20 protein-coding genes are annotated in these 23,754 nt (G+C 58.5%); 11 read left to right on the forward strand and 9 right to left on the reverse strand.

Annotated elements, in window-relative coordinates; all coding sequences use genetic code 11:
* Nucleotides 1–107 precede the first annotated feature (107 nt).
* The 11 genes from VMT30_08555 (at nt 108) to VMT30_08605 (ending at nt 13,408) form a co-directional block, all read left to right on the forward strand.
* Nucleotides 108–3,344 carry a PAS domain-containing protein gene (locus VMT30_08555; GenBank protein ID HVQ44977.1) on the forward strand — a complete coding sequence of 1,079 codons (3,237 nt, stop codon included), beginning with the start codon at nt 108–110 and terminating at the stop codon, nt 3,342–3,344.
* Nucleotides 3,345–3,412: 68 nt separating this feature from the next.
* Nucleotides 3,413–3,820, forward strand: coding sequence for a response regulator (locus VMT30_08560; GenBank protein HVQ44978.1), 408 nt, complete (start codon nt 3,413–3,415; stop codon nt 3,818–3,820).
* 4 nt (nt 3,821–3,824) lie between these two features.
* Complete coding sequence (locus VMT30_08565; protein HVQ44979.1) at nt 3,825–4,271, forward strand: NUDIX hydrolase; 447 nt, start codon at nt 3,825–3,827, stop codon at nt 4,269–4,271.
* A gap of 167 nt (nt 4,272–4,438) precedes the next feature.
* Nucleotides 4,439–5,194, forward strand: a complete 756-nt coding sequence (recO, locus tag VMT30_08570) for a DNA repair protein RecO (protein ID HVQ44980.1) — start codon at nt 4,439–4,441, stop codon at nt 5,192–5,194.
* Nucleotides 5,195–5,250: 56 nt separating this feature from the next.
* On the forward strand, nt 5,251–5,694 hold the full coding sequence (locus tag VMT30_08575; GenBank protein HVQ44981.1) for a hypothetical protein: 444 nt from the start codon (nt 5,251–5,253) through the stop codon (nt 5,692–5,694).
* A 123-nt stretch (nt 5,695–5,817) separates the two neighbouring features.
* Nucleotides 5,818–6,120: a hypothetical protein gene (locus VMT30_08580; protein HVQ44982.1), complete on the forward strand. Its 303-nt coding sequence runs from the start codon at nt 5,818–5,820 to the stop codon at nt 6,118–6,120.
* Nucleotides 6,121–6,129: 9 nt separating this feature from the next.
* A complete protein-coding gene (locus VMT30_08585) occupies nt 6,130–7,524 on the forward strand; it encodes a glycine--tRNA ligase (protein HVQ44983.1) in 1,395 nt (464 codons plus the stop codon).
* 4 nt (nt 7,525–7,528) lie between these two features.
* A complete protein-coding gene (locus VMT30_08590; GenBank protein HVQ44984.1) occupies nt 7,529–8,524 on the forward strand; it encodes a gluconeogenesis factor YvcK family protein in 996 nt (331 codons plus the stop codon).
* Nucleotides 8,524–9,366 (forward strand): sugar phosphate nucleotidyltransferase, encoded by an 843-nt coding sequence (locus VMT30_08595; GenBank protein ID HVQ44985.1) that lies wholly within the window; start codon nt 8,524–8,526, stop codon nt 9,364–9,366. Before VMT30_08590 ends, VMT30_08595 begins: the two co-directional genes overlap by 1 nt.
* Nucleotides 9,367–9,499: 133 nt before the next feature.
* Nucleotides 9,500–10,534, forward strand: coding sequence for a sigma factor-like helix-turn-helix DNA-binding protein (locus tag VMT30_08600; GenBank protein HVQ44986.1), 1,035 nt, complete (start codon nt 9,500–9,502; stop codon nt 10,532–10,534).
* Between the two features lie 54 nt (nt 10,535–10,588).
* A complete protein-coding gene (locus VMT30_08605) occupies nt 10,589–13,408 on the forward strand; it encodes a type IV secretion system DNA-binding domain-containing protein (protein ID HVQ44987.1) in 2,820 nt (939 codons plus the stop codon).
* Nucleotides 13,409–13,767: 359 nt separating this feature from the next.
* Here VMT30_08605 and VMT30_08610 read toward each other — a convergent pair whose 3' ends face one another.
* The 9 genes from VMT30_08610 to VMT30_08650 form a co-directional block, all read right to left on the reverse strand.
* A complete protein-coding gene (locus VMT30_08610; protein HVQ44988.1) occupies nt 13,768–14,574 on the reverse strand; it encodes a cell division protein FtsQ/DivIB in 807 nt (268 codons plus the stop codon).
* Complete coding sequence (locus tag VMT30_08615; protein HVQ44989.1) at nt 14,571–15,713, reverse strand: UDP-N-acetylglucosamine--N-acetylmuramyl-(pentapeptide) pyrophosphoryl-undecaprenol N-acetylglucosamine transferase; 1,143 nt, start codon at nt 15,711–15,713, stop codon at nt 14,571–14,573. Before VMT30_08615 ends, VMT30_08610 begins: the two co-directional genes overlap by 4 nt.
* Nucleotides 15,670–16,905 carry a putative lipid II flippase FtsW gene (gene ftsW / locus VMT30_08620; protein ID HVQ44990.1) on the reverse strand — a complete coding sequence of 412 codons (1,236 nt, stop codon included), beginning with the start codon at nt 16,903–16,905 and terminating at the stop codon, nt 15,670–15,672. The genes VMT30_08615 and ftsW overlap by 44 nt, the downstream gene beginning before the upstream one ends.
* Nucleotides 16,902–17,963 carry a phospho-N-acetylmuramoyl-pentapeptide-transferase gene (gene mraY / locus VMT30_08625; GenBank protein HVQ44991.1) on the reverse strand — a complete coding sequence of 354 codons (1,062 nt, stop codon included), beginning with the start codon at nt 17,961–17,963 and terminating at the stop codon, nt 16,902–16,904. Before mraY ends, ftsW begins: the two co-directional genes overlap by 4 nt.
* 68 nt (nt 17,964–18,031) lie before the next feature.
* A complete protein-coding gene (locus tag VMT30_08630; GenBank protein ID HVQ44992.1) occupies nt 18,032–19,783 on the reverse strand; it encodes a penicillin-binding protein 2 in 1,752 nt (583 codons plus the stop codon).
* A 137-nt stretch (nt 19,784–19,920) separates the two neighbouring features.
* Entirely contained in the window at nt 19,921–20,244 is a 324-nt protein-coding gene (locus tag VMT30_08635; protein ID HVQ44993.1) for a hypothetical protein, read from the reverse strand.
* Between the two features lie 201 nt (nt 20,245–20,445).
* Nucleotides 20,446–21,390, reverse strand: a complete 945-nt coding sequence (rsmH, locus tag VMT30_08640) for a 16S rRNA (cytosine(1402)-N(4))-methyltransferase RsmH (protein ID HVQ44994.1) — start codon at nt 21,388–21,390, stop codon at nt 20,446–20,448.
* 329 nt (nt 21,391–21,719) lie between these two features.
* A complete protein-coding gene (locus VMT30_08645) occupies nt 21,720–22,076 on the reverse strand; it encodes a cell division/cell wall cluster transcriptional repressor MraZ (protein ID HVQ44995.1) in 357 nt (118 codons plus the stop codon).
* Between the two features lie 377 nt (nt 22,077–22,453).
* Nucleotides 22,454–23,533, reverse strand: a complete 1,080-nt coding sequence (locus VMT30_08650) for a hypothetical protein (protein ID HVQ44996.1) — start codon at nt 23,531–23,533, stop codon at nt 22,454–22,456.
* Nucleotides 23,534–23,754 lie beyond the last annotated feature (221 nt).

Below are 23,754 nucleotides of genomic sequence, written 5' to 3' on the forward strand. Positions count from 1 at the left end.
GTCTCATGCTTGAGTGATACAAGAACAAGGTGCTACCGTTAGAACCAGAAAGGCGGAGCCAACTTCTCGTGCCACACTCCAAATCAGCGCCCATCACTTTAGCGCCCATGCCCACCGAGGTCCATGAGCTCTTGGCCGCCGCCACTTCGGCCAAAACCCCCAGTGGGTTCCTGCAGCAAGCCTGCAAAATCCTCAGCCGCACCCTCCAGGCACCGGTCTGCGGCTTCATTGCGGCGGTCGGCGACGGGCATCACACGATCGCCGAGCAAACGCTGCCCATGGCTGCCCGCGGGCTCCTGCGCTACCCCGGCGACCTGTCGGCCGAAACCTTGCGTACCTGGCCGGGAACCGACCAATCCGCCGTCGCCACCGCCGCGGGAGGCCGGCCTCAACACCACATCCTCAACTGGCGCGAAGAATACCTAGGCGGCATCATCATCTGGACCGACACCGAGCTCTCCACCGAAAACCAAACCAACCTTCAACATCTCATCAACACCATCGCCGCCGGCATCAAAACCCTCCTGCTCGAGCAATCCAACAAAAACAGCCTAGCCGAAGCCATCACCCTCCAGCGCATCACTCAGGTCATCACCGGTTCGCTCGATTTCGACAAAGTCTCGTCGACCCTCTTGCAACAGGCCCGCAAATTCTTTCGCGTCGACGCCGTAGCGCTCGCCTTGGCCAGCCCCGGCGGCCGAGAATACTACGTCGACCAGACCGTAGGACTTTCCCCCGAACTCGTCGCCCACATGCGCGCCTCCAAAGATTCTCCCTTCATCAAGCGACTCATGAAGGCCGACAGCCCCATCCAGCTCGACAACCTCGAAACTGCCCCGCTTACCCACAACCCCGAGTTGGCCCGGCGCGAGGGCCTGCGCTCAGCCTTGCTAGCGCCTATCTTTACCGGCGGCCGGCTGGTGGGCGCGCTCAGCCTCATCTCCAAAACCCCCCGCACCTTCACCTACGCCGAGATTCGCTTCGCCCAAAGTCTGGCCGAGCACACCGGCATCGCTATCGCCAACGCCAATCTCCATGCCGGCTTGCGCAAAGCCACGGGCGAAATCGAACAAACCCGCAATCTCATGCGCGACGGCTTGCTCGTCTTCGACCTTGACCACAAGATGCACTACTACAACGCCGCCGCCGGCAGCACCCTGGGACTAGGACCCGAGCATCTCATGAAACACCTCCCCCTCCGCGCCCTCAAACGCATTCCGGGCCTCAAAATCGACACCGTCCGGCTCGAAGCCGCTATCGAGCAAGCCCTGCAGGGCCACATCGGCCGCACCCAGTTCTCACTCGACGAACACGGCGATACCCGTTACTTCGAAGCCGTCTACTCGCCCTACCGCGACAGCAAAGGCATTCGCATCGGGGCGCTCATGAGCATCCGCGACGTCAGCTCGCTCTACCTCGAAAAAGAAAAATTGCAAGCCATCCAAAACGGCATCTCGGACGGACTGATTTTGGTCGGCGAGCAAGGCGAAACCATCGAGTGCAACCAAGAATGGCTACGACTCTTCAATATCACCGACAACCCGATCGGCCGGCCGTTCTTCGAGCAAATCGCCGCCCGCAAAAACTTCACCTGCGATCACGATCCCCTCGAAGTGATCAAAAACGTCCTCCGCGGCAAACGCATCACCTGCTACGGGCATGATCTCCAATCCGGCCGTCACGTTCAAATCTCGGTCAATCCCATCACCCTCGGCGGCCGCGTCACCGGCGCCGTCGCCACCGCTCGCGACATTACCTCGCTCATCGAAAAAACCGTCGAGGCCAATGAAATGGCAGCCAAAGCCCACCGTCACCTCCGCGAGCTTTCGCAACTCGCCGAGTTATCGGGCATCGTCGGCTTCAATGTCGCCAACATCTACCAAAAATATCTCGCCAAAACCGCCAACTTACTCGAATCGTCTTCAGTGTCGCTCTATCTGTACAACCCCAGCAAACAGCTGCTCGTCCAAGACCAAGCCGTCAGTCCCGACCCCAGTGACACCCTCACGCTCGAGCTCAACTCACCACACCTAGCTGCCCGAGCCTTCACCAGCCGCCAACCCGTCACTCTTACGGGCCAAAGCGGGGGATTGCACCGCATCGCCCTGCCCATCACCCACCACTCCAAGACCCTGGGCGTGCTCATCGCCGGCCGCGCCGGCCGCGCCTACGGCGAACACGAAGCCAAATTGTTGCGCATGGTAGCCACCCGCCTCGCCGTGCTCGTCGAAAACGCCGCGCTCTACCACGACGTCAATGCTCGACGCGAACGCTGGGAAGCCGTATTCCGCTTCACCGAGGAGGGGATCGTGATTTTCGACCGCAGCGGCACCATCGTCGGGTTCAACCCCGCCTGCACCCAGATCACCCAATACCACCCCGCCGAAGCCATCGGCAAGCCGTTTAGCAAGGTCATCAAAAACGTCAGCCCCGACACCATCAGCGGCACCAATGTCGGCCCCATCGAGCGCGTGCTCGAAGAAGGCGTCACCATCGCCAAAAGCGAACAACTCATCGAAAACCGCGGCGGCACCCGCGTCTGGACCGAGATCAGCTACTCGCCGATCTTCGACGACGCCGGCCGAGTCACCTCCGGCATCGCCATTATCCGCAACACCACCAAAGACCGCGAAGTCGAAGAGATCAAATCCGACTTCATTTCGATCGTGTCCCACGAACTCCGCACCCCGCTCACCGCGATCAAAGGCTTTCTCTCCATGACCCTCAAGCACGATTTTGGCGAGCTCAGCGACAAACAGTTTCACTATCTCAGCCGCGTCTACCAATCAAACCAACGCATGATCGACCTCGTCGAAGATCTCATGGATGCCACCTACATCGAATCAGGCAAAATTACCCTCAACATCGCCCCTGTCGCCCTCGACAGTGTCATCGCGAGCGTCGTCTCCGAGGTGGCCGCCAAAGGTGCCGCCAGCCACATCATGATCAATGTCCGCCGCCGCCAACGCCTGCCGCTAGTGCTCGCCGACGAGACCAGGCTCCATCAAATCATCCTCAACCTCGTCGACAACGCCATCAAATACTCAATGCCAGGCACCGAGGTCCAAATAAACTTCCGCATCCAGGGCGACGAGCTCATCACCACCGTAGCCGATCACGGCGTAGGCATTGGCAAGTCCCAGATCGACCGCCTGTTCACCAAATTCGGCCGCATTTTCAATCCCCTGAGCGTCCAAGCCGGCGGCACCGGCCTCGGCCTCTACATCGTCAAAAACCTCATCGAGTCACACGACGGCCGCATTTGGGTCACGAGTATCGAGGGCAAAGGCAGCCGATTTAACTTCAGTTTGCCCATTGCCAAGCAATTACCGCTCATAGAGTAATATTTTGATCCCCAGGGGTGGTTGCCATCTGGGATTATCTGTTAAACTAGGGGAAGAGGAGTTAGGGTATGGCAAAAATTTTACTGGTCGAAGACGACACCATCTTGGTCGAGATGTACCAAGCCAAATTTGAACTTGAAGGCCACAGCGTCAAAGTAGCCACCAACGGCGAAGAATGCCTAGCCGTACTCAAAGAATTCCAACCCGAACTCATTTTGCTCGACATCCTCATGCCCAAGCTCAATGGCTTCCATGTGCTCAAAGAGATCAAGAAGCAACCCGACCTGCGCCAAATTCCAGTCATTTTGCTCACCAACTTGGGCCAAGCCGAAGTCGACATGAACCAAGAGCTCGCCAAAGCTTTAGGGGTCAACGATTACCTCATCAAGAGCCACCACACGCCCGACGAAGTCGTCCAAAAAGCCGTGAAAGTGCTCGGCGCGACTGGACACAAAGCCGCCGCCAGCGACAAATAGGGGCGTGGACGCCGTTGATCCGCGCCTCGATGCCATCTGCAACAGCCTGTATCGGGTGGCTGTCAAAGCCGTCATCATCCGCGACCACAAAATTCTGCTTGTCAAAGAGCGCGACGATGAGTGGTGGAGCCTACCGGGCGGCGGCATTGACCACGGCGAAACCCCGGCCGAGGCCCTCATCCGCGAACTAGCCGAAGAGCTCGGCCTCGCCCCCGCCGACATCAAAACCGACGGCCGCGTCATCCTGGCCACCGCCGGCGCCGTTGTGGGCGGCATCCCCAAAGCTAATTTGTTTTATCGCGTCAACGTTGCCATCGAGCACATCCACCCCAGCACGGCCGATGTCGAAAAATCCGGCTGGTTTACGGCCACCGAACTCGCCACGCTTTACCTCAGTCCGTCAGCCGGCGACGTCAACAGCCATCTTGTTGGCCTTCTGACCGAAGCCTAACCACAGACGACGCTCAAATGCGCCCAGGAAGCGCCGGACACCGGCTTGTTCCGCGAACTCATCCTTATTTGCAAAATCCGTACCCGTCGTCTTGTCTGGCGCTTCACGGCGCCGGTGTCCAGCGCTTCCTGAGGCGTTTCCGGAGCAACACGACCTATAATGACTTTATGCCCAGCAAACCCGCCTACCAAACCCAAGGCATCGTCATCGGCCGCACCAACTTTGGCGAAGCCGATAGAGTAGTGCGGTTCCTCACCGCAGGCTACGGCAAAGTCAGCGCCGTGGCCAAAGGCGTACGCAAGATCAAATCGCGCTCCGGCGGCCATCTCGAGCTCTTCGGTGAGGTCAATCTCATGCTCATCGCCGGCCGCAATCTCGACACCGTCACCAGCGCACGCCTCCTATGGTATCCCCACGATTTTGTCAGCCACTACGACCGGCTCGAGCTAGCCTTCATCATCGCCCGCACCGTCGACCGTCTCACCGAGCCAGGGCAGCCCACCCCCGGCCTCTACGAGCTCACGCGCGAGGCCCTAGGCGCCCTCGATGACGGCCCCAGCGATATCGTGCTCATTGAGCTCTGGTTCAAGCTCCGCCTGCTCGATGTGCTCGGCTACCGCCCAGAGCTGGGCGCCTGCATTATCTGCGGTCAACAATCCGCCGAGACCACCTACGCCTTCAGCACCGAACGCGGCGGCATCGTCTGCCACGCCGACAGCAACCCGCTAGACACCCCCATGAGCACCGAGCAAATCAAATTTTGGCGCTTGCTTTCCGACTACCCTTACCAAACCATAGCGCACATCGCCGATGCGCCCGCCCTCGCAACCGCTACGTTGAGTCTTTGTAATACATTTTACGAACACCATCTCAGCTATTCATTCCTCGCAACATCAACTTTTGACAAAAACGATAAAAAATGACAACGTATTAAAGCTTAATCAGCAAATTGGAACCCCGCAACTCGTGGAGGCACGCCATGTCCATCGGCACCCCCATCGCCGTCACCCTCGAGCCCGTAACCGGGCCGAACGGAGAACTCACCGGCGGACTCCTCCGTCTGCCCGACGGTACCGTGTACTACATCACGGGAGCCGAACCGGTCGACCGGCACGACAAGCCCAACGACACGCCCTACGTCTACCTGTACCGGAGCGAGGATGGGTCGTGCTGGAGGATCCACCCATCGGATGGCGCCACCGTGCGCGTCGTACCGTACAAGTTCCACTCTATGCACCACTTGGACGCCGCGGCCATCGAGGCGCTCGCCATCGGCGTGCACTACCCACCGGAGTGCACAGTGCTCAAACTGGCAGGAGCAGCGTTCATCGCCCCTCGGCGCTGGACGCCCGAGACCCTGGCCGCCGCCGCTCAGCAGGCGTGGCCCGACGCGTGGGCGGAATTCGCCCCGACCACCAGCTGACCAAGCACCACCCCGGACCCAGCGCCCCGCGCTGGGTCCGGGCCGACCCCAGTCTTCAACCCACTTGAAGCCTGAGGCCGGGATGCTACAATAACGCCCATAATCCTCATCGAAAGCCACCCCATGACCTCCCAATCCGAACTCAGCTGGACCCTCGCCGACTACCAGCATGCCCACATCGACCCACCGGAGCGCATTATCAGCCACCCCGAGCGCACCGAAGGCCAGATGATGACCGACGACGAAATCGAAGAGTTTATCAAACACTCCATCGCCACCTGCCGTATCCTGCTCGACAAGCGCTCACCGCGCTACGAGCAAGTAGTCGGAAACTACGTCGCCGATCTCACGTATCTGCTAAGCCTTGGCCGAATCAGTGATGACGACTATAATGAGCTCACCGAACCCGATAATCTCAGATTTTAGGTAGTTTCTATGGCCACATCTCACCCCACCCCTTCGCTCGAAACCATCGTCGCGCTCGCCAAGCGGCGCGGTTTTATTTTTCAAGGCTCCGATATTTACGGGGGGCTGGCCGGCACCTGGGACTACGGCCCCTACGGCACGCTGCTCAAAAACAACCTCAAGACCCTCTGGTGGAGCCATTTCGTCACCGAGCGCGAAGACATGTACGGCCTCGATAGCGCCATCCTCATGAACCCCCGCGTGTGGGAGGCCAGCGGCCATACCGGCGCCGGCTTTGCCGATGCGCTCGTGGAAGACCTGGGGACCAACAAACGTTACCGCGCCGACCACCTGCTCGAAGATGCCGGCGTCGAAGACGTTGCCGAGCTCACCATGGCGCAAATGAGCCTCAAAATCCGCGAGCTCGGCCTCAAAAGCCCCGAGGGCAACGAGCTCAGCGAAGCCCGCACCTTCAACCTCATGTTTTCCACCCAAGCCGGCCCCGTCGACGACACCTCCGCCAAGGTTTACCTGCGCCCCGAAACCGCCCAGGGCATGTTCGTGAATTTCAAAAACGTTCTCGATTCCATCCACCCCAAATTACCCTTTGGCATAGCCCAAATCGGCAAAAACTTCCGCAATGAAATCACCCCCCGTGATTTCATTTTCCGCGTGCGCGAGCTTGAGATTATGGAGTTTGAATACTTCGTGCGGGAGGGGGACTGGGAAAAAATCTTCGACGAGCTCCACCAGCTCACCCTCGCCTGGTACGAGCGCATCGGCCTACCGGCATCCGCCATCCATGAGCTCGACGTCCCCGCCGCCGACCGCGCGCATTACTCCAAGAAAACCATCGATTTTGAATACGAATTCCCGATCGGCACCAAAGAAATCGGCGGCCTGGCCTACCGCACCGATTTCGACCTCACCAACCACATGAAGCACTCCGGCGTCGACCTCACGTATTTGGATTCAGCCACCGGCGAGCGCTTCGTGCCCCACGTCATCGAGCCCACCTTTGGCCTCGACCGCAACGTGCTAGCCGTACTCACCGCCGCCTATCGCGAGGAGGCGGTAGGGGAGGGGGACACCCGCGTCGTGCTGGGGCTCAAGCCCGCCCTCGCCCCGATCAAGATCGCCGTCAGCCCGCTCCTGCGCAACAAACCCGAGCTCATGGACAAAGCCCGCGAGGTCTTCAAAACCCTCAAAGCTAGGTACGGCAGCGTCATGTTCGACGACAACGGCAACATCGGCAAACGCTACCGCCGCCAAGACGAAATCGGCACCCCCCTGTGCGTCGTCATCGACTTCGACACCCTCTCAGACCACACCGTCACCGTCCGCCATCGCGACACCATGGAGCAAACCCGCGTCAAAATTGCCGATTTGCCCACCAAACTCGATAACCAATTGGAGGCGTTTTAAGATTATGGCTGCTGTCACGGGCCCTAAAGTCGTCGTCATCGGTGCCGGTACCGGCACGTTCACCATTCTCACTGCACTCAAATATTACGCTCGCGACATCACCGCCATCGTCAACATGTCCGACGATGGCGGCTCCACCGGCATTCTGCGCGATGAACTCGGCGCCCTGCCGCCCGGCGACGTCCGCCAGTGCCTCGTGGCACTGAGCGAATCCGATCAAAAACTCCGCGATCTTTTCAACTATCGCTTCGACGAGGGCACCTTCGGCGGCCACTCGTTTGGCAATATCTTCCTCAGTGCCCTCGAAAAAACCACTGGCAGCTTCGCCGACGCGGTCAAAACCGCTGGCGAAATCCTCAACATCTCGGGGCACGTCGTGCCGGTCACCCTGTCGAACGTCAAGCTTGTGCTCACCAAGGCTAGTGGGGAAGTCGTAAAAGGAGAGTACCAAATCGTGGGGCACGATTTCGACAGCAACCGGCCCCAGCTTTCGCTCGAGCCCAACGCCCAGCTCAACCCCGAGGCCAAAACCGCCATTGAGGCCGCCGACATCGTCGTAATCGCCCCCGGCAACCTCTACACCTCGCTCGCACCCACGCTTATCGTCAGCGGCATGAGCGAGGCTCTGGCCAAAACTCGCGCCAAACTCGTCTATATCTCGAATCTCGTCACCAAACCCGGCCAAACCGATGGCTTCAAAGTCGACGATTACGTCCGCGAGATCGAGCGTTTTATCGGCTCCAAAACCGTCGACTATGTCATTTACAACAGCCACAAACCCAGCGACGAATTGCTCCGCCGCTACGCCAAAGCCGGCGAGTTTGCGGTCGAATTCGACCCCGAAGCCTTCAAGAAACACCACGCCCAGGCCATCGGCGAAGACCTCGTATCGGCCGCCATACCACAGCTCAAACCCTCCGAGCAGCTCATCCCGCGCACGCTCATTCGCCATGATTCCGACAAAGTCGCCCGGCTCATAATGCGAGTCTACTTTAGCTAATGAAACCCACCACCGCTGTCATCATGGCCGCCGGGCTCGGCACCCGCATGCTGCCGGTCACTGCCGCCGTCCAGAAGGAAATGCTGCCTATTCTCAACCGGCCGGTGATCGACTACACCGTAGCCGATCTGGTAGCTGCCGGCATCACCCGCATTCTCTTCATCACCCGCGCCGGCCAAACCGGACTCAAAGACTACTACCAAGGCAACCCGCCCTACATCGCCGCCCTCAAGCGACTTGGCAAAACCGAAGTCGCCAAAAGCCTGGCCGCCATCCATGCCCAAGCGCGGTTTGAATTCATCGAGCAGTCCGAAGACGCCGGCTACGGTACCGCCGTCCCGCTCATCACCGCGCTCCCACACCTCGATCCCTCCGAGACCATCATCTACTGCAGCGGGGATGATTTCGTCTGGCGCGCCGATGCCAAGTCCGAAATGACCGATTTCGTCACCGCCTATACCGCCGGCGATGCCGAGGGCGCGCTCATGGTCACTACCGTCCCCGCCTCCGAGCTCACTCGCTACGGCGTCCTGGCCACCAACGAGCAGGGGAGCCGGCACTACCTCACGAGCATTGCCGACCAACCTCAACCCAGCCAAGCCCCGTCGCGTCAAGCCAATATCTCCAAATACATCCTGACGCCCCAGCTCCAACGCTACGCCACCGCCACCACACCCAACCCCAACGGCGAGCTCTCCATTACCGACGCCTTAACGAGCGCTGCCACCACACACAAAATCCTCGTCCACCCCATCAGCGGCACGTATCTCGACACCGGTACGCCCGCCGCGTGGCTTGGGGCCAACCGCATCGTCGCAGACAGCGTGCTTACCAAAAGCTAATTTGGCCAAGCGCCTATTTACATTGAGAAAAAAATGTTATAGTATTATAATCAAATTGAGACGAAACAGGCCCAAACATAAATATTGCCGTAGCTATTGACGCGACATATTATATGTTTTATAATTTCAGACGATGACAAATTCCGTTACCACCAAATCGAATATCACCTACGATTACAAATCGGCCGTTGAGCAAATCCTCAAGGAACTCCGGCGCGACCGTGACCGGCAAATCATTGCCCGCCGGTTTGGCTTTGGTTTGGCGCGCCGCCAAACGCTCGAGAAAATCGGCAGCGACTTCGAGATCACCCGCGAACGCGTCCGCCAGATCGAGAAAGCCGCCATTGCCAAAATGCGCACCAGCGACGCCGCCGAAATCGCCACGGGTAGCGAACTCTTGCGCGCCATCACCGCCGATCAGGGCGGAATCGTGCCCACCGCCGACGTTGCCGAAATGCTCGGCGCCCCCGAAACCGACGTACCATATCTCGTTTTTCTAGCCCTCCTGTCGCCCAGCGTTGACCTCATCGAAGACAACGACGATACCCGTCAAGCCGCCGGCCTCGCCGGTATCTATTCGCCGTCGCAAGTCAACCAGTTGCTCACCGAAATCGCCAAAACCGTCAAAGACCACGCCAAACCGATCACGCTTGCCAAGCTCAAGATCAAACTCCCTTCCGAGCTCGATAGCCGCACCCTCGAGCAGCTCATGCGCATCTCCAAGCGCCTAGCCTACTTCGACGGCAAATGGGGCCTCATCACCTGGCCCGAGGTCAACCCCAAGAGCATCCGCGACAAAACCTACCTGGTGCTGTCGCGCCACGGCCGGCCGCTGCACTTCTCGGAGATCGCCAAGCACGTCCGCGGCCTCGGCGCCACCAAGCGCAACGTCACCATCCAAGCCGTGCACAACGAGCTCATCAAAGACGTCCGATTCATTCTCATCGGCCGCGGTATTTACGCGCTCGCCGAATGGGGCTACACCCCCGGCACCGTCGCCGAAATCATCGCCAGCGTCTTGCGCGAAGAGCAGCCGCTCCACAAAGACGAAATCGTGCGCCGCGTCTTACTCAAACGCCAGGTCAAAACCACCACCATCATCCTCAACCTGCAAGAAAAAGACCAGTTCCAGCGCACCGCCAAAGCCACCTACAAGCTCAACGACTAGACTAGTACCGACCGTCCCAGTGGCGTAAACTTGGGGGGAGGGTACCTGCTAGGCATGAACATTTCTACACTCCTAAGCCCCATCACGGCCATTTTTCAGATTATCGGCCTGGTGCTGTTTCATTTCTACGGTTGGGTCGTGGTGGTCGCGATCCTGGGCTATCTGTTGCTGCAAAACCGCCGCAAAACCAAGTGGATCAACACCACCGAAAACATCCTCTTGCTCGTGGAGGTCCCCAAAGACAACGAGAAAAAAGAGCTCTCAGCCGAGCAGATGTTCGCCTCACTCCATGGCATTTTGCGCCCCAAATCCGAACTAACCCGTGAAGGCTCCGTCCAGGAGCATGTTTCGTTCGAGATCGTCGCCCGGCGCAACTCGATCCAATTCTATGTCTGGACCCCTCGCCATCTCAAAGATTTTGTCGAAAGCCAGATCTACGCCCAATATCCCACGGTGCAGATCAAAGAAGGCCCCCAAGACTACGCCGCGGCCGATATCGCCGGCCGTACCATCTACGGCACCGAGCTCGGCCTCACCAAAGATACCCATCTGCCCATCAAAACCTTCGCCTCATTCGAGGTCGACCCGCTGGCCGGCATCACGGGCGTGCTCGCCAAACTCGAGCAAACGGGGGAGGAGGTGTGGATTCAAATTCTAGCCCGCCCCGTCGACGACGCCTGGCAAGATCAGGGCAAATCCTACGTCGAAAACGTCAAAGCCGGCGGGGCCAAGGGCGGCCTCGGCTCACTATTCAAAAATAGCCTCCTCGAGCTCCCGTCCTATATCGTCAGCAATTTCTTTGGCGCACTGTTTGCGCCCCCCAGCTCCAAAGAAAAAGCCGCTCCCGGCAAAGTCGAGCTCGGCACCGGCCAACAAGCCGTCATCAAGGCGGTCGAAGAAAAAATCACCAAGCTCGGCTACGAGGTCAAAATCCGCATCGCCTACCTTGGTCCCGACGACGCCTCGGCTCGCCAGCGCCTCCAGGCCATCGTGGGCGGCTTCAAGCAATTCAACACCACCAACCTCAACGGCTTCACCAACGCCAGGATGTACAACTCACCCGAGTTCATCGGCGATTACCAAGCCCGGCTGTTTTTCGACACCGGCTATATCCTCAACATCGAGGAACTCGCTTCGCTCTACCACTTGCCCCACAAATCCGTCGAGACGCCCAATATGGTCTGGACCACCGCCAAAACCAGCGAACCACCCTCAAACATCCCGGTCGAAGGCATTGGCGAAGCCGGCGATCTGAGCCTGTTTGGCCTCACCAACTTCCGCGGCCGTCACCTCAAATTCGGCATCAAGCGCAAAGACCGCGGCCGGCACATGTACATCATTGGCCAAACCGGGGCAGGAAAGTCGTTTCTGCTACAGCTCCTCACGCTGTCCGACATCTACCACGACGTCGGCTTTGCCATCGTCGACCCGCACGGCGACTACGCCACCGACATCATGAAGTACATCCCCGAACACCGTCTCAACGACGTCATCTACCTCAACCCGGCCGACCGCGAATTTCCCATGGCCTTCAACCCCATGGAAATCACCGACCCCGCCATGAAAGACCACATCAGCTCCGAACTCGTGGGTGTACTCAAGCGCATGTTTGAGAGCTGGGGACCACGGCTCGAATACATCTTGCGCTACACCATCCTGGCCCTCCTCGACCACCCCGACTCCACCATGCTCGACATTCCCCGCATGCTCAATGAGAAAGACTTCCGCAAAGAAGTCATCCGCAGCGTCCAAGACCCGGTCGTGAAAAGCTTCTGGGTCACAGAATTTGCCTCCTGGAACGAAAAATTCGCCTCCGAAGCCGTCGCTCCGGTACTCAATAAGGTCGGCGCGTTCGTAGCCAACCCCCTCGTGCGCAACATCATCGGTCAAAAAAAGAGCGCCTTCAACATCCGGCAAATTATGGATGAAGGCAAAATCCTGCTCGTAAACCTCAGCCGCGGTCAGGTCGGTGAAGACAACGCCGCCATTCTGGGCGCGCTCATGGTCACCAAAATCCAGCTGGCCGCCATGTCCCGCGCCGACATGCCGCTCGAAGACCGCCGGCCGTTTTACCTCTACGTCGATGAGTTCCAAAACTTCGCCACCGACTCGTTCGCCGTCATCCTCTCCGAGGCGCGCAAGTACGGCCTCAATCTCACCGTCGCCAACCAATACGTGTCCCAAATGCCCGAGGTCGTGCGCGACGCCGTCTTCGGCAACGTCGGCACCATGGTGAGCTTCCGCATCGGTCCCAGCGACTCCACCGTGCTCGGCAAATACTTCGAGCCCGTCTTCGAAGCTATCGACCTCACCAAGCTCCACAACCAAAATATCTTCATCTCCATGATCATCGACGGCGAAAAAGCCCCACCGTTTTCCGCCGCCACCCTGCGCATGCCCGATCCCGAAAACGACCTCACGCCCACCATCATCCAGATGACCCGCGACCGACTCGCCTCGGCGCGCGCCGTCGTGGAAGCCGACATCCGGACTCGTACCGCCGGGGGACACGACGAAGGCAACCGGGCTGTCGGCGCTCCCGATCAAAAACCGAACAAAGATCTTCTCAACGCCCTCAAGAATCCCACCCCGCCACCCGGCAGCCCGCGGACAGGGGAGCAGGGGAGTGCGCGCCGAACCGAACCGCCACGCCACGACAACCGCGGCGGAAACCGGCCCAGCGGTGGCGGAGGAGGCGGCGGGGGACTCAGCAGCCGACCCGTCAGCCAGGATGTCCCCTACCGTCCCGCCGAGCGACGCGAGCCGGCGATCCACCAGGCCGCCGCGCCCATTACAGCCGCCCCACCCGCGCCGCCGCCCGCCCAGCCCCCCGCAGGCAGCCTGGAGCCCGGCCAACCCATCAATTTGCGCTAATCCACCACCCCACAAACCAGAACAGCCTAAGTCGCAAACGGGAAGGAGTTAGAGTCCCGCACAACCCTTCACCAGAAGATTTGACCGACACCAAGCCAAGAAACCGGTACTACGTGTCATCTTCAATCGAAATGAGATTACGTCGCACAATGTATATTTTACGGCGCGAACCAGCTAAAACGCCATTTTAGAGCAAAAATCACCGTCAAAATCAGATCTTCAATTTTTCAAACTTTTTGCGTTTTTCTACCCCCCAACGAAAGGGGAATCTTCTTTCGCTCTCACTCGTTTACCCCCGTGCAAAAACCACCCAAACAGGCACATACAAAAACCGAACTTAAACTAGGGGAGTGGAAACATCATTTATAGTACGCTTTGCCCGCGATGCGCAGGTCAATGTATTCCGCCGGAGTACGCTTCTGGGCCACCAGCAGCCGCTGCACCGCCTGCAGATCGGCCAGCTCCTCAGGTACCTCCCTCCCCGTATCAAACAACAAGCGATACCCCTTGTTCGTCGTCGCCGCCAGATCCAGCGTCGTATCCTTAATATCAAGCCGCGCTACCTGTATCCCCGTCGCCGCCAACGCCGGCACCACCTGCCCGGCAAACGCCACGAAGTGCGCCGACACCGCTTTTTGGCCCACCTGCACCGGCAAGTTGCTGCCGTCGTACACCACCGGGAAAGCCGGCGCACCGACGACCGTACCAATCACCGTACCGTCACGATCGAGCACATAGGTCTGATTACCCGTACTCCAGCCGAGGCTTGGCTGCTTCAGCGTCGCCGTCACCACGATCGTATGCAGCCAGCGCCGCCGCACCGACACACTCCGCAGCAACGGATCATCTTGTTGTAATTTTGACACGAAGGCCCCATCGTCAAACGTCAGCAGGTTCCCCCACTGCCACCTACTCGCCACCAGTTTGCGCACCTCAGATTCAATTTCAGCCTTGCGCACCGGCGCTTCCACCTTCACGACGGTCAGCGCAAACAACTGCCCTATCCCCCACCCGGCCGCGATCACTAGCCCCAGCAGCACCAGGAGTCGCCGCTGCAATGGGCCCAGCCCCGGCGGCTTCACTCCCCTCCTGCGCGACGGCCGAGCCAACGGCGCCGCCCGGCCATACACCTGCCGCCCTGATACCCTCACCCGTCGCTCATTCATGCCCGAGACTCCGTGTTCGGTTTTTGTTTGCTCGAGCCAACCTGCTGCCCCACCTGCAAAACCAACCGAGCCAAATCCGCCGCCGCCGTGGGCCGCGAAAACGCGCCGATCGCCGCCGACAGCCGCGTCTGCTCGGCTTCATCGCCCAAAATGTGATCAATCTCTGCCACCAAACCACCGGCCGTCAAGCGCGCCCCATCAAGCACTCGCACCGCCCCTTGCCGGCTCAAAACCCGCGCATTCTCCACCTGGTGCCCCGCCATCTCATAATTCGGAATCAAAATCGTTGGCTTACCCAGCGCTGCCGAATCATTGATCGTATTTACCCCCGCTCGGCCGATCACGAGGTCTGCCGCCGCCAGCGCCAACCCCATATCTGCCATCAGAAAACCATAAGGATGATACCGGTCCATATGCGGCTCTTTGCGCCGCCGGCTCAATTCAAAATTAATCCGTCCAATTTCACCCTCGCCGGCTTGGTGAATAAGTTGGTACTTGGCCAGCAATTCCGGCAGAGCCGCCAGGACCACGTTGTTGATCTGCGCCGCTCCCTGCGAACCACCCGTCACCAGCACCACGGGCAACGATTCCGTCAATTTGAAGTGCGCGATGCCCTCCAGCCGGTGCACCCCCGCAATATCCGACCGCACCGGATTGCCTACGTACACCACCTTGGCTGGCTCAAACAGCCGGTAGCTCTTGGCCGGAAAACCCACCGCAATTTTGGTAGCCCACCGGCTCAGCACCCGGTTGGTCAGCCCGGGCGTCGCGTCTGATTCGTGAATCACAAACGGAATGCCCAGCATCTTGGCCGCGATCCCCACCGGCAGGCACACAAACCCGCCCTTCAAGAACACCACATCCGGCTTAAAACTCCGCAAAATCCGCAGCGATTGCCCCACTCCCTGCACAGTCTTGAGGCTGTCACGCGCATTCGGCCCCAGCGTCGCCACGTTGAAGATTTTGGCCATCCCCGAATCAAAATGATTGCGCCGAAATTTGCCCGCCGCGATCGGCGCAAACGCCAAACCCGCCGCCGCCACAATCTTGGCCTCCATACCGCCTGCCTGACCCACGTAGAGCAGGTCGAGAGCGCTATCGAGCGACTTTAACGCGTCGCTGGTTGCCAGTGTCGGCAAAATGTGGCCGGCTGATCCCCCGCCGCTCACGACTACTCGCATCGCTTACCTCTCTTACGGTGTACTTAGAAATGTTCAAAAGGATCCCAGCCGCAAACAGCGACACCACCAGGCTCGTTCCGCCATACGATATAAACGGCAGCGGAATGCCCGTAAGCGGTACCAGCGACAGCATCGCACCGATATTAATAATCGACTGAAACAGCAGCCACAATGAAATACCAGTAGCCACCAGGCGAGCAAAAACATCCGGCGCCGCCCGAGCCACCCGCAGTCCACGATACACGAGTAGCCCGAAAAGTCCCACCACCGCGATCGACCCAATCAGCCCAAACTCCTCGGCAATAATCGCAAAAATCGAATCGTTGGCCGCCTCGGGCAGATAGCCATACACCTGAATGCTATGCCCCAAACCCAACCCAATCAGCCCGCCCGAACCCACGCCCAGCAGGGCCTGGCAGACGTGTAGCGAGCTGTCGAGCGCAAACTTGGGATCGTCGCACCGCGGGTTCAAGAACGTCACCAACCGCTCCACGCGATGCGGAAACAGCGCAATAGCCGCCCCGCCCGCCACCGCCCCGCCCGCCAGCACCGTACCCAGATGATTCAGCCGCATACCCGCCGCATAGAACATCCCCAACGCCGCCAGCAGCAGCACCATCATCGTTCCCATATCGCGCTGCAGAATCACAATCACAAAACAAGCCGCCCCGATCATAATGCAAAATGGCACCACCCCGTCCCACCACGACCGAATATCCTGCTGCCGTCGCTCAAACCACACCGCTAAGTACAAAATGAGCGCCAGCTTAAGCAGCTCGGCCGGCTGCACCGACACGGGCCCCAGCTGAATCCACCGCGTGGCCCCATGCGAGCTCTGCGACAGCCCCGGCACGAGCAGCGCCGCCACCGCCACCCCGGCCACGAGCAGCAGCTTGGGCGCCCACCGCCGCCACACCGGATACGGAATAGCCGTGGCCACGATCCACCCCACGAGCCCGAGCAGCACGTAGCGAATTTGATTGACAAAGTAATAGTTTTGGTTGGTATTGCCCAGCAATTTATGGCTCAATATAGGGCTAATCGAGTACATCATGATGAGCCCGCCGGCCAACAGCACCGTAACAACCAACGCAATCACATAATCAATATGATGCGCCCGAACGGCCGGTGACCCTCCTATCGCGCTCACGACACTTTATTCCCCAGCAGCGCCAACACCAGGCCCAGGGCACCCACCACCTGGCCAATCACCCACAACCGCATGGTCACCTTGGTTTCCGGCCATCCAATCGCCTCCAAATGGTGATGCAGCGGCGCCGACACAAACACCTTCTTGCCCCGAAATTTTTTAGACAAAATCTGCACTACGCTCGACCCCGCCTCCATCACAAACACCGCCGCAATAATCGGAAACACCACCACCGTATTCGTGAGCATCACGATCACGCCTAGCGCCGTACCCAAAGCAAACGCTCCCGAATCACCCATAAAAAACCGCGCCGGATAGATATTAAACCACGTAAACGTCAGCAGCGCGCCCACCACCGTTGCACAAAACCCCGCTATCCCGTAGCTACCCTGAAAATATGCAATCACGGCATACACACCGTACGCCGTCGACAACAATCCACCCGAGAGCCCATCGAGGCCATCGGTGATATTCACCGCGTTGGCCGTCGACACCACCAGCACGATAAACAACGGAATATAGAGCCAACCGATACTAAAGTCCCCCACCGCCGGCAGATGAATCATGTTGTAGCCAAGCTTGTAGTAAAAATACAGCCCGCCCACGAGCGCCAAGCCAAAGATCAGGCTAAACTTTATCGTCGCGCGCATCCCCGCTACCCCCAGCTTCGTGCCGCTAGCCCGAATATTGAGGTAGTCATCAAAGAGGCCCACAAGCCCCGCCGCCACCAGCACAAACAACGGCAGCCACGTCTGGCTGCGCGAAAAATTAAGCAGCAGCGTAACGAGCGCAATCGCCACAATCGTCACCACGCCGCCCATGGTCGGGATGTTGCCTTTGTGCTTGGCAGCATGCAATTTGGCATACACCGGCGCTTTTTCGCCCGTCACCGCCTCGGTCCGCTGCTGTTTCCAAAACTTATACTTAAAGGCTAGCCGGGTGTAAACCGGCGTCAGCGCCATCGACAATACAAACGATCCAAATGCCAAAATCCCAATTCTTGACAACGACGTAACTTCCTGGGCATGAATGAAATTTATCGTTGGTAAAAATGACATTTTTTTCGCTTATTTTAGTTCAATATTAGTGTAGCATATCTGAAGTCAGGGACTTTCGAGCCAACCCGTCACGATGACGGCGGAATCCCGTAGTACTTAAACAACCACCGGCACACATCACCAAATACTGGCACCGTGGTAGTTTCCGCAAATCCCGGAACGCCCGGCTCATTGATGCGCACCATCACCACAAACTTCGGGTTGTCGGCCGGTGCAAAGCCCACAAACGAACCAATATTGGCGCCGTCGATATAGCCCTGCCCATCCGGCCGCGGAATCTGGGCAGTACCGGTCTTGCCGGCAATTTTGTACCCTGGATTCATCCCGCCGGCCAGGTAGCCCGAGCCATGCTGCACCACTACTTGCAGCATCGCATTCAGATCAGTAATCGTCTGCGGGCCAAGCACATGATCGATCAGCAACTTAGCCGGCTTGGGCGCCACCGTACCATCGGCCCCCAGCGTACCGTCGACCAGTCGCGGCTGATACAGATGCCCGCCATTGGCAATCGCCGCCATCGCCGCCACCATCTGGATCATCGTCACACTCACGCCCTGGCCAAACGTCATATTGGCGTAGGTCACATCGTTGGTCGTTGGCCCGAGCACCGAGCCGGCCGCCTCGCTCGATTGCTCAATCCCCGTGCGCTCCCCAAACCCAAAATGCTTCGTGAAGTAATCATACAAAACCTTCTTGCCTGCCAAGGTAATCTTGTTGGGATCGCCGCCCAGCATACGCAGCACAAATACCACGCCGGTGTTGAGAGAATCGCGCAGTACCATCGTCATGGTTTTGTTTTTGCCGGGCTTATCCCCGTCGGCGTTGCTAATAGTACGGTCGCCTACCTTGATCTGGCCCGGGTCATCGTAGGTCGTATCAGGCCGCACCTTCGATTGATCCAGCCCCGCCGCCATCGTAAAAGCTTTCAGCCCCGATCCCGGCTCAAACTGACTCGATACCACCTGATTCACAAACACGCTAAAGTCGGTTACCTTGCTGTAGCTATTAGGGTCAAAACTCGGAAAGTTTGCCATCGCCCGCACCGCTCCATTGCTCGGATCCATCACCACAATGCTACCCGACTTGGCCTTCACCTTCTGAATCTGCGCCGCCAATTCCTGCTCCGCCATCGCCTGAATGTTGCGGTCGATCGTCAGCACATAGCTCGCCCCGTCCACTGCCGGCTTCACTACATTATCTGCCGTCGCGATGGGGATGCCATGAGTATCGGTCTTGGCCGCTAGTTGACCCGGCTTCCCCGCCAGTGCGTCATCAAGATAGCCCTCAATCCCATACTGGCCCTCGCCGTCGGCATTCACAAACCCCAACGCCTGCGCCGCCAACTGCCCCTCAGGGTAGCTCCGGTAGTCACGGTCAGCCATACCAATCCCAACCAACTTAAGCGCCTTAACCTTGGCCGCCACATCTGAGGGCACCCGCTCCGCCAACACCGCGTACTCAATGCCGGTATTAAGCTTGCGCAGATACATCTCCGATTGACCACCGAGCACCGCCGCCAGCTTCACCGCCGCGGCCGCTTTGTCGGTCACATAGCGCGGATCAGCATACACGAGCGTCAGCGTCTGATTGAGCGCCACCGGCGACATCGCGTCACCATCGTGCACAAACAACTCACCGCGCCGGGCCGGTACCTCGTATTTTCGCGTATGTTCATTAGACGCCTGCACCAAATAGCGCCCATGCTGCACCACCTGCAGGTACATCAACCGCGACGCGAGCGCCACACCCAACAAAACCAGCAGCACCGTAAAGGTGCTGATCCGGCGGCGTTGCGCGATGGCGTCGTTCGTAAAGCCCATTATGCTACCTTTTGCATTCCCTCATGATTATGCACCCGCCGCACCCGCCACGCATCTACCGAGCCGGCCCAACACAAAGCGCACGACCGCCCAGCCAGTGCCGCCATTATGATAAATGATGGAACGTGCATAGCTGCCTACTTGGTGGCATACGAGACTTGGCCGGTCGGCACCATTGCCGCGGCCGTCGCCGAATTCTTGGTGGCCTGAATCGATTGCAGGCGCGCCGCTTCGACACTCAGCTCCTGGCGCTGGGCCATCACCTTGTCGCGAGCAGCGCTCAAATCCGACACCTGGAGACCCAGGGTACCCGTCTTGGTTATCTGATGCAAATACAGCAATGCCAACACACTAATGAGTGCAATGACAACGAACGTCGCCGAAGTCGGCCCCAGTACAATGCTGGCCGGCTGGCGATACAAATTTTGATTACGGCGCGCCGTAATCGTGGCGGTGGTCATGGCGCCAGACTCCTCTTGGTTTTTGATTTTTGGTGTTTTTTGGGGACGATTTTGATTGGGTGCAAACAGTGTTAAAGGGTGGCTGCGCGCAGCCTGATTTTTTAGACCGCGCGCAGCCAAGAAACGAAAGCGTTATTTCTTAACGCGAATCCGCTTGGTGATGTTCACTTTGCGTGAAACTCCCTGTACTTTGATGGACATTTAGTCCCTCCTTTTGTTTTTGTTTATTTTTTCGGCGGCCCGGAGCTTTGCACTCCGTGCGCGCGGATTGATAGCAATTTCATCGGAATCCGAGACGATTGGTTTGACGGTAATTTTTCGCAGGCCCGCCACGTGATCACACGTACACACGGGCTGCTTTGGGGGGCAGATACAATCTCGAGATTCGTATTCAAAGAACTGTTTTACAATGCGGTCTTCCAACGAGTGGAAGCTTATTATAACAAGCCTCCCGCCAGAGCTCAAGAGTTTTGTGAGCTTCGGTAGCGCTGCTTGCAAAAGATCAAGCTCGCCATTGACCTCAATGCGAATCGCCTGGAACGTCCGGGTGGCCGCATCGATGTCGCCTTTGAGCGCCGCCGACCGCACCACCTTGGCGAGCTCACCCGTGGTCGCAAACGGCCGCGCCGCCACCAGGGCTCGCGCCACCGCCCGGGCTTTGGGCTCTTCACCGTAGGTCCGGATGATCCGCTCCAGCTCCCGCTCGCTCATGCGATTGACCACATCCGCCGCCGTATACGACTGCGACCGGTCCATGCGCATATCAAGCGGCGCGTCGGCCTTAAAACTAAATCCTCTTCCCGCATTGTCAAGTTGTGGTGACGATACTCCCAGATCGAGCAAGATCATATCCACCAGCCTGCCCTCCTCGAGCAACCGGTCGGCTGCTTCCAGAAAATCGGCGTGAATCACGACCGCCCCCTCGCCAAACCGCCGCGCCAACGCCTGGGTAGCATTCGCATCCCGGTCTACCAAAAATGCCTGGCCGGTTAGTCCCAGCAACGCCAAAATCGGCGCCGCATGGCCGCCGTATCCTGCCGTGCCGTCGAGGTACGTCTCCCCCGGTTGGGGGTCGAGCACCTCAATGACCTGGCGAAGCAGTACTGGTTGGTGAAGCACCGGCTGGTTCACTTCGGATTGGTTCATGGGAGTATTCATTTTCAAGGTCACCTATTCAGCAGCCAGCTGTTTGTTTGAGCGTTTTTGTTTTTTGATCCGCTGTTTTGACTCTAGCGGACGAAGAGTGGAGTTGGTAGAATCGGCCGAAGCGGATTCTACCGTGTGGTAAGGAATTATCAGCAAATGTGATAATTCCTAAAAGAGTGTGTTGTGAGGTGGAGTTTACGATCGGAGGTTCGAGGCTGAGTTTGGGAAACGGGAGCCTAAGGGCCGTCGTGCTGACTGCCGAATAGCTGCCTTTAAAATGTTTGTATTGGTTTTTGAAGGTTCGTTTTTGGATAAAAATCTAGTATTGGTTAGGGCTTCGCGGATATGCGCCAGTATTTACCGGCTCGCACCGCCACCACCTCCTTGCCTATTCCGGCGTATTCCAGAAGATGCTGCTCTAAGGTAATCCGACCCTGCTTGGCATCCATGCCCGAAGCCGTCTTACCGCTGCGAAATTGAACGTTAAGATCGGCCGTGCGCTCGTCGAGAATATCGCCTTTGAGCGCCGCTTCCATATCTTCGTTCCAAACTTTTTCAGTGTACAGATGCAGGTATTTAGCAAAACCCTTGGTGATCACCACCCGACCGCCTTCGAATTCGTGACGCAACTCTGACGGAATCGTCAGACGGTTCTTGTCGTCAAGTTTTCGTTCGAAGAAGTCCACGTTGTGATTCCTACCGCGGTGCTGTGCTACCCACTGCAACCCACTGGCAACAGTATAATCCCCACTTCTACCCACTGTCTAGTAGCAGGTTATCCACACCCAGATTCGCGGCGCTCCGCGCTCCGGAGGCGACAAGCCTCTCCGCCGCACAGCGCCAGACAACACTACGCAGAGTAATACCAACGAAGGTCGAGTTCGCGAAGCAAGGAGAGGCTTGTCGCCGCAGGAGCCAGGAGGCGGCATCACCGCAGGAGCCAGGAACCTCGAAGCGCACGCAAAAGCTCCACCCGAAGATGGAGCTTTTAACCTTGCGCGGCAGCCGCGCTAAGGGCGTCAATTACACGTTCCGGGGCCGAGGCCCCGCTATGTGGCGACTATTACGACTTGTTGGTACGGTTGGAGCGCAGAGCGCTCAGCAGCGACTTGCGCGACCGCAAGTAGGCCCGCGAGGCGTAACCAATAGCCGTCAAGCCCGCCACGCCGCCCAAGGCCGCTTCCGGACCCGTCGACGGGAGCGTCGCGCCAAGCACGTGGCCCGGAGGCGTGGGCGTCGGTGTGGGGGTCGGGGTCCCCTGGCTCACCACCGCCTTGGCGCTGCAAACCGCGCTGATCTGCGTAATCCCTGCGCTTGTCTTCACCTGGGCACTCACATCCCACGTTCCAGAACCAAAGGTGTAATCAGCAAAGTTGGTCGCCGCATCGGTATCGTGTACGTCGGTCGCCGCGCTGCTCCCCTCTTGGTGGGCGCTAAATCGGAAACCCGTCAATGTCACGTTCTTAATCGACGACGTAACCGTAAACCGGAACGTGCCCGGCTGAGCCTGCGCATTCGGCTGGCTCGGCTTGAGCTCCACGCAGGCAAACGACTGCACCGGGCTCGGCGTTGGCTTAGGCGTAGGTTTGGGGGTGGGCTTCGGAGTCGGCTTAGGCGTGGGCGTGGGCACTGGCCGGGCGTTACCTGTGTTACCGCACGACTTGATGATCAGATAGTGGAGCGTACCGCCCTGCATGTTCACAAACGCCGGAATCGAGTCGGACAAAAAGCTCGTTGAGTTCGGCGTCTGCCACACACTGCCGCTTTTGACCGCACCAGCCATTTGGTGGCGCCCCACGCTCACACCGTTCGTGCCTACAGTTTTACCGCCCACCTCAACGTGACCGTCCTTAAACACCACGCCATCCACCGTATCGGACGAATTAAAATTCGCCTCCGTGATGCCGCGATTTTCGCGAAAGTAAATTTGTTGGAGGTTGGTCGCCGAGTTGTGGCCGTCACCATTATGGATCTTACTCAGACACTCGGTCTTGGTATAGCAACCACCCCACATAATCGAGTTGGCATTATTGTCCCGAGGCTCGGCCGCAGCCGCCACCCCCGGCGCCACCAAAGAGGCCGCCACCAACGCGGCAGCAGCAAAACGATAAATTTTCGTAGCAAAGTTAGACAAGCTGACCACAGGCGGTCTCCTCCGTTAATGCACAATCACGAGCGTTAAAGAAGGTTAACATAAATATGTCAATATGTCAATATTTACCGCCTGACCCACCCTCACTTTTGACATAACCATCATTTAGACGCAAAAATGACGGCAAAACGTTTCTGGAGGAAACAAAAATGCCGTCACCAAAAATCATACCGGTGTGCAGCCGGATAGTCCAACAACAGTTATTACCGCAG

The organism is Candidatus Saccharimonadia bacterium (assembly GCA_035544015.1).
GTDB lineage: Bacteria > Patescibacteriota > Saccharimonadia > UBA4664 > UBA4664 > UBA5169.

Excerpts from the sequence above, each read along its gene's own strand:
- VMT30_08555 (HVQ44977.1), top strand. The coding sequence starts at position 108 with ATGCCCACCGAGGTCCATGAGCTCTTGGCCGCCGCCACTTCGGCCAAA.
- VMT30_08560 (HVQ44978.1), top strand. The coding sequence starts at position 3,413 with ATGGCAAAAATTTTACTGGTCGAAGACGACACCATCTTGGTCGAGATG.
- VMT30_08600 (HVQ44986.1), top strand. The coding sequence starts at position 9,500 with ATGACAAATTCCGTTACCACCAAATCGAATATCACCTACGATTACAAA.
- VMT30_08605 (HVQ44987.1), top strand. The coding sequence starts at position 10,589 with ATGAACATTTCTACACTCCTAAGCCCCATCACGGCCATTTTTCAGATT.
- VMT30_08580 (HVQ44982.1), top strand. The coding sequence starts at position 5,818 with ATGACCTCCCAATCCGAACTCAGCTGGACCCTCGCCGACTACCAGCAT.
- VMT30_08575 (HVQ44981.1), top strand. The coding sequence starts at position 5,251 with ATGTCCATCGGCACCCCCATCGCCGTCACCCTCGAGCCCGTAACCGGG.
- VMT30_08635 (HVQ44993.1), bottom strand. The coding sequence starts at position 20,244 with ATGACCACCGCCACGATTACGGCGCGCCGTAATCAAAATTTGTATCGC.
- VMT30_08585 (HVQ44983.1), top strand. The coding sequence starts at position 6,130 with ATGGCCACATCTCACCCCACCCCTTCGCTCGAAACCATCGTCGCGCTC.
- VMT30_08610 (HVQ44988.1), bottom strand. The coding sequence starts at position 14,574 with ATGAATGAGCGACGGGTGAGGGTATCAGGGCGGCAGGTGTATGGCCGG.
- mraY (HVQ44991.1), bottom strand. The coding sequence starts at position 17,963 with ATGTCATTTTTACCAACGATAAATTTCATTCATGCCCAGGAAGTTACG.
- VMT30_08590 (HVQ44984.1), top strand. The coding sequence starts at position 7,529 with ATGGCTGCTGTCACGGGCCCTAAAGTCGTCGTCATCGGTGCCGGTACC.
- VMT30_08630 (HVQ44992.1), bottom strand. The coding sequence starts at position 19,783 with ATGGGCTTTACGAACGACGCCATCGCGCAACGCCGCCGGATCAGCACC.
- recO (HVQ44980.1), top strand. The coding sequence starts at position 4,439 with ATGCCCAGCAAACCCGCCTACCAAACCCAAGGCATCGTCATCGGCCGC.
- rsmH (HVQ44994.1), bottom strand. The coding sequence starts at position 21,390 with ATGAACCAATCCGAAGTGAACCAGCCGGTGCTTCACCAACCAGTACTG.
- VMT30_08595 (HVQ44985.1), top strand. The coding sequence starts at position 8,524 with ATGAAACCCACCACCGCTGTCATCATGGCCGCCGGGCTCGGCACCCGC.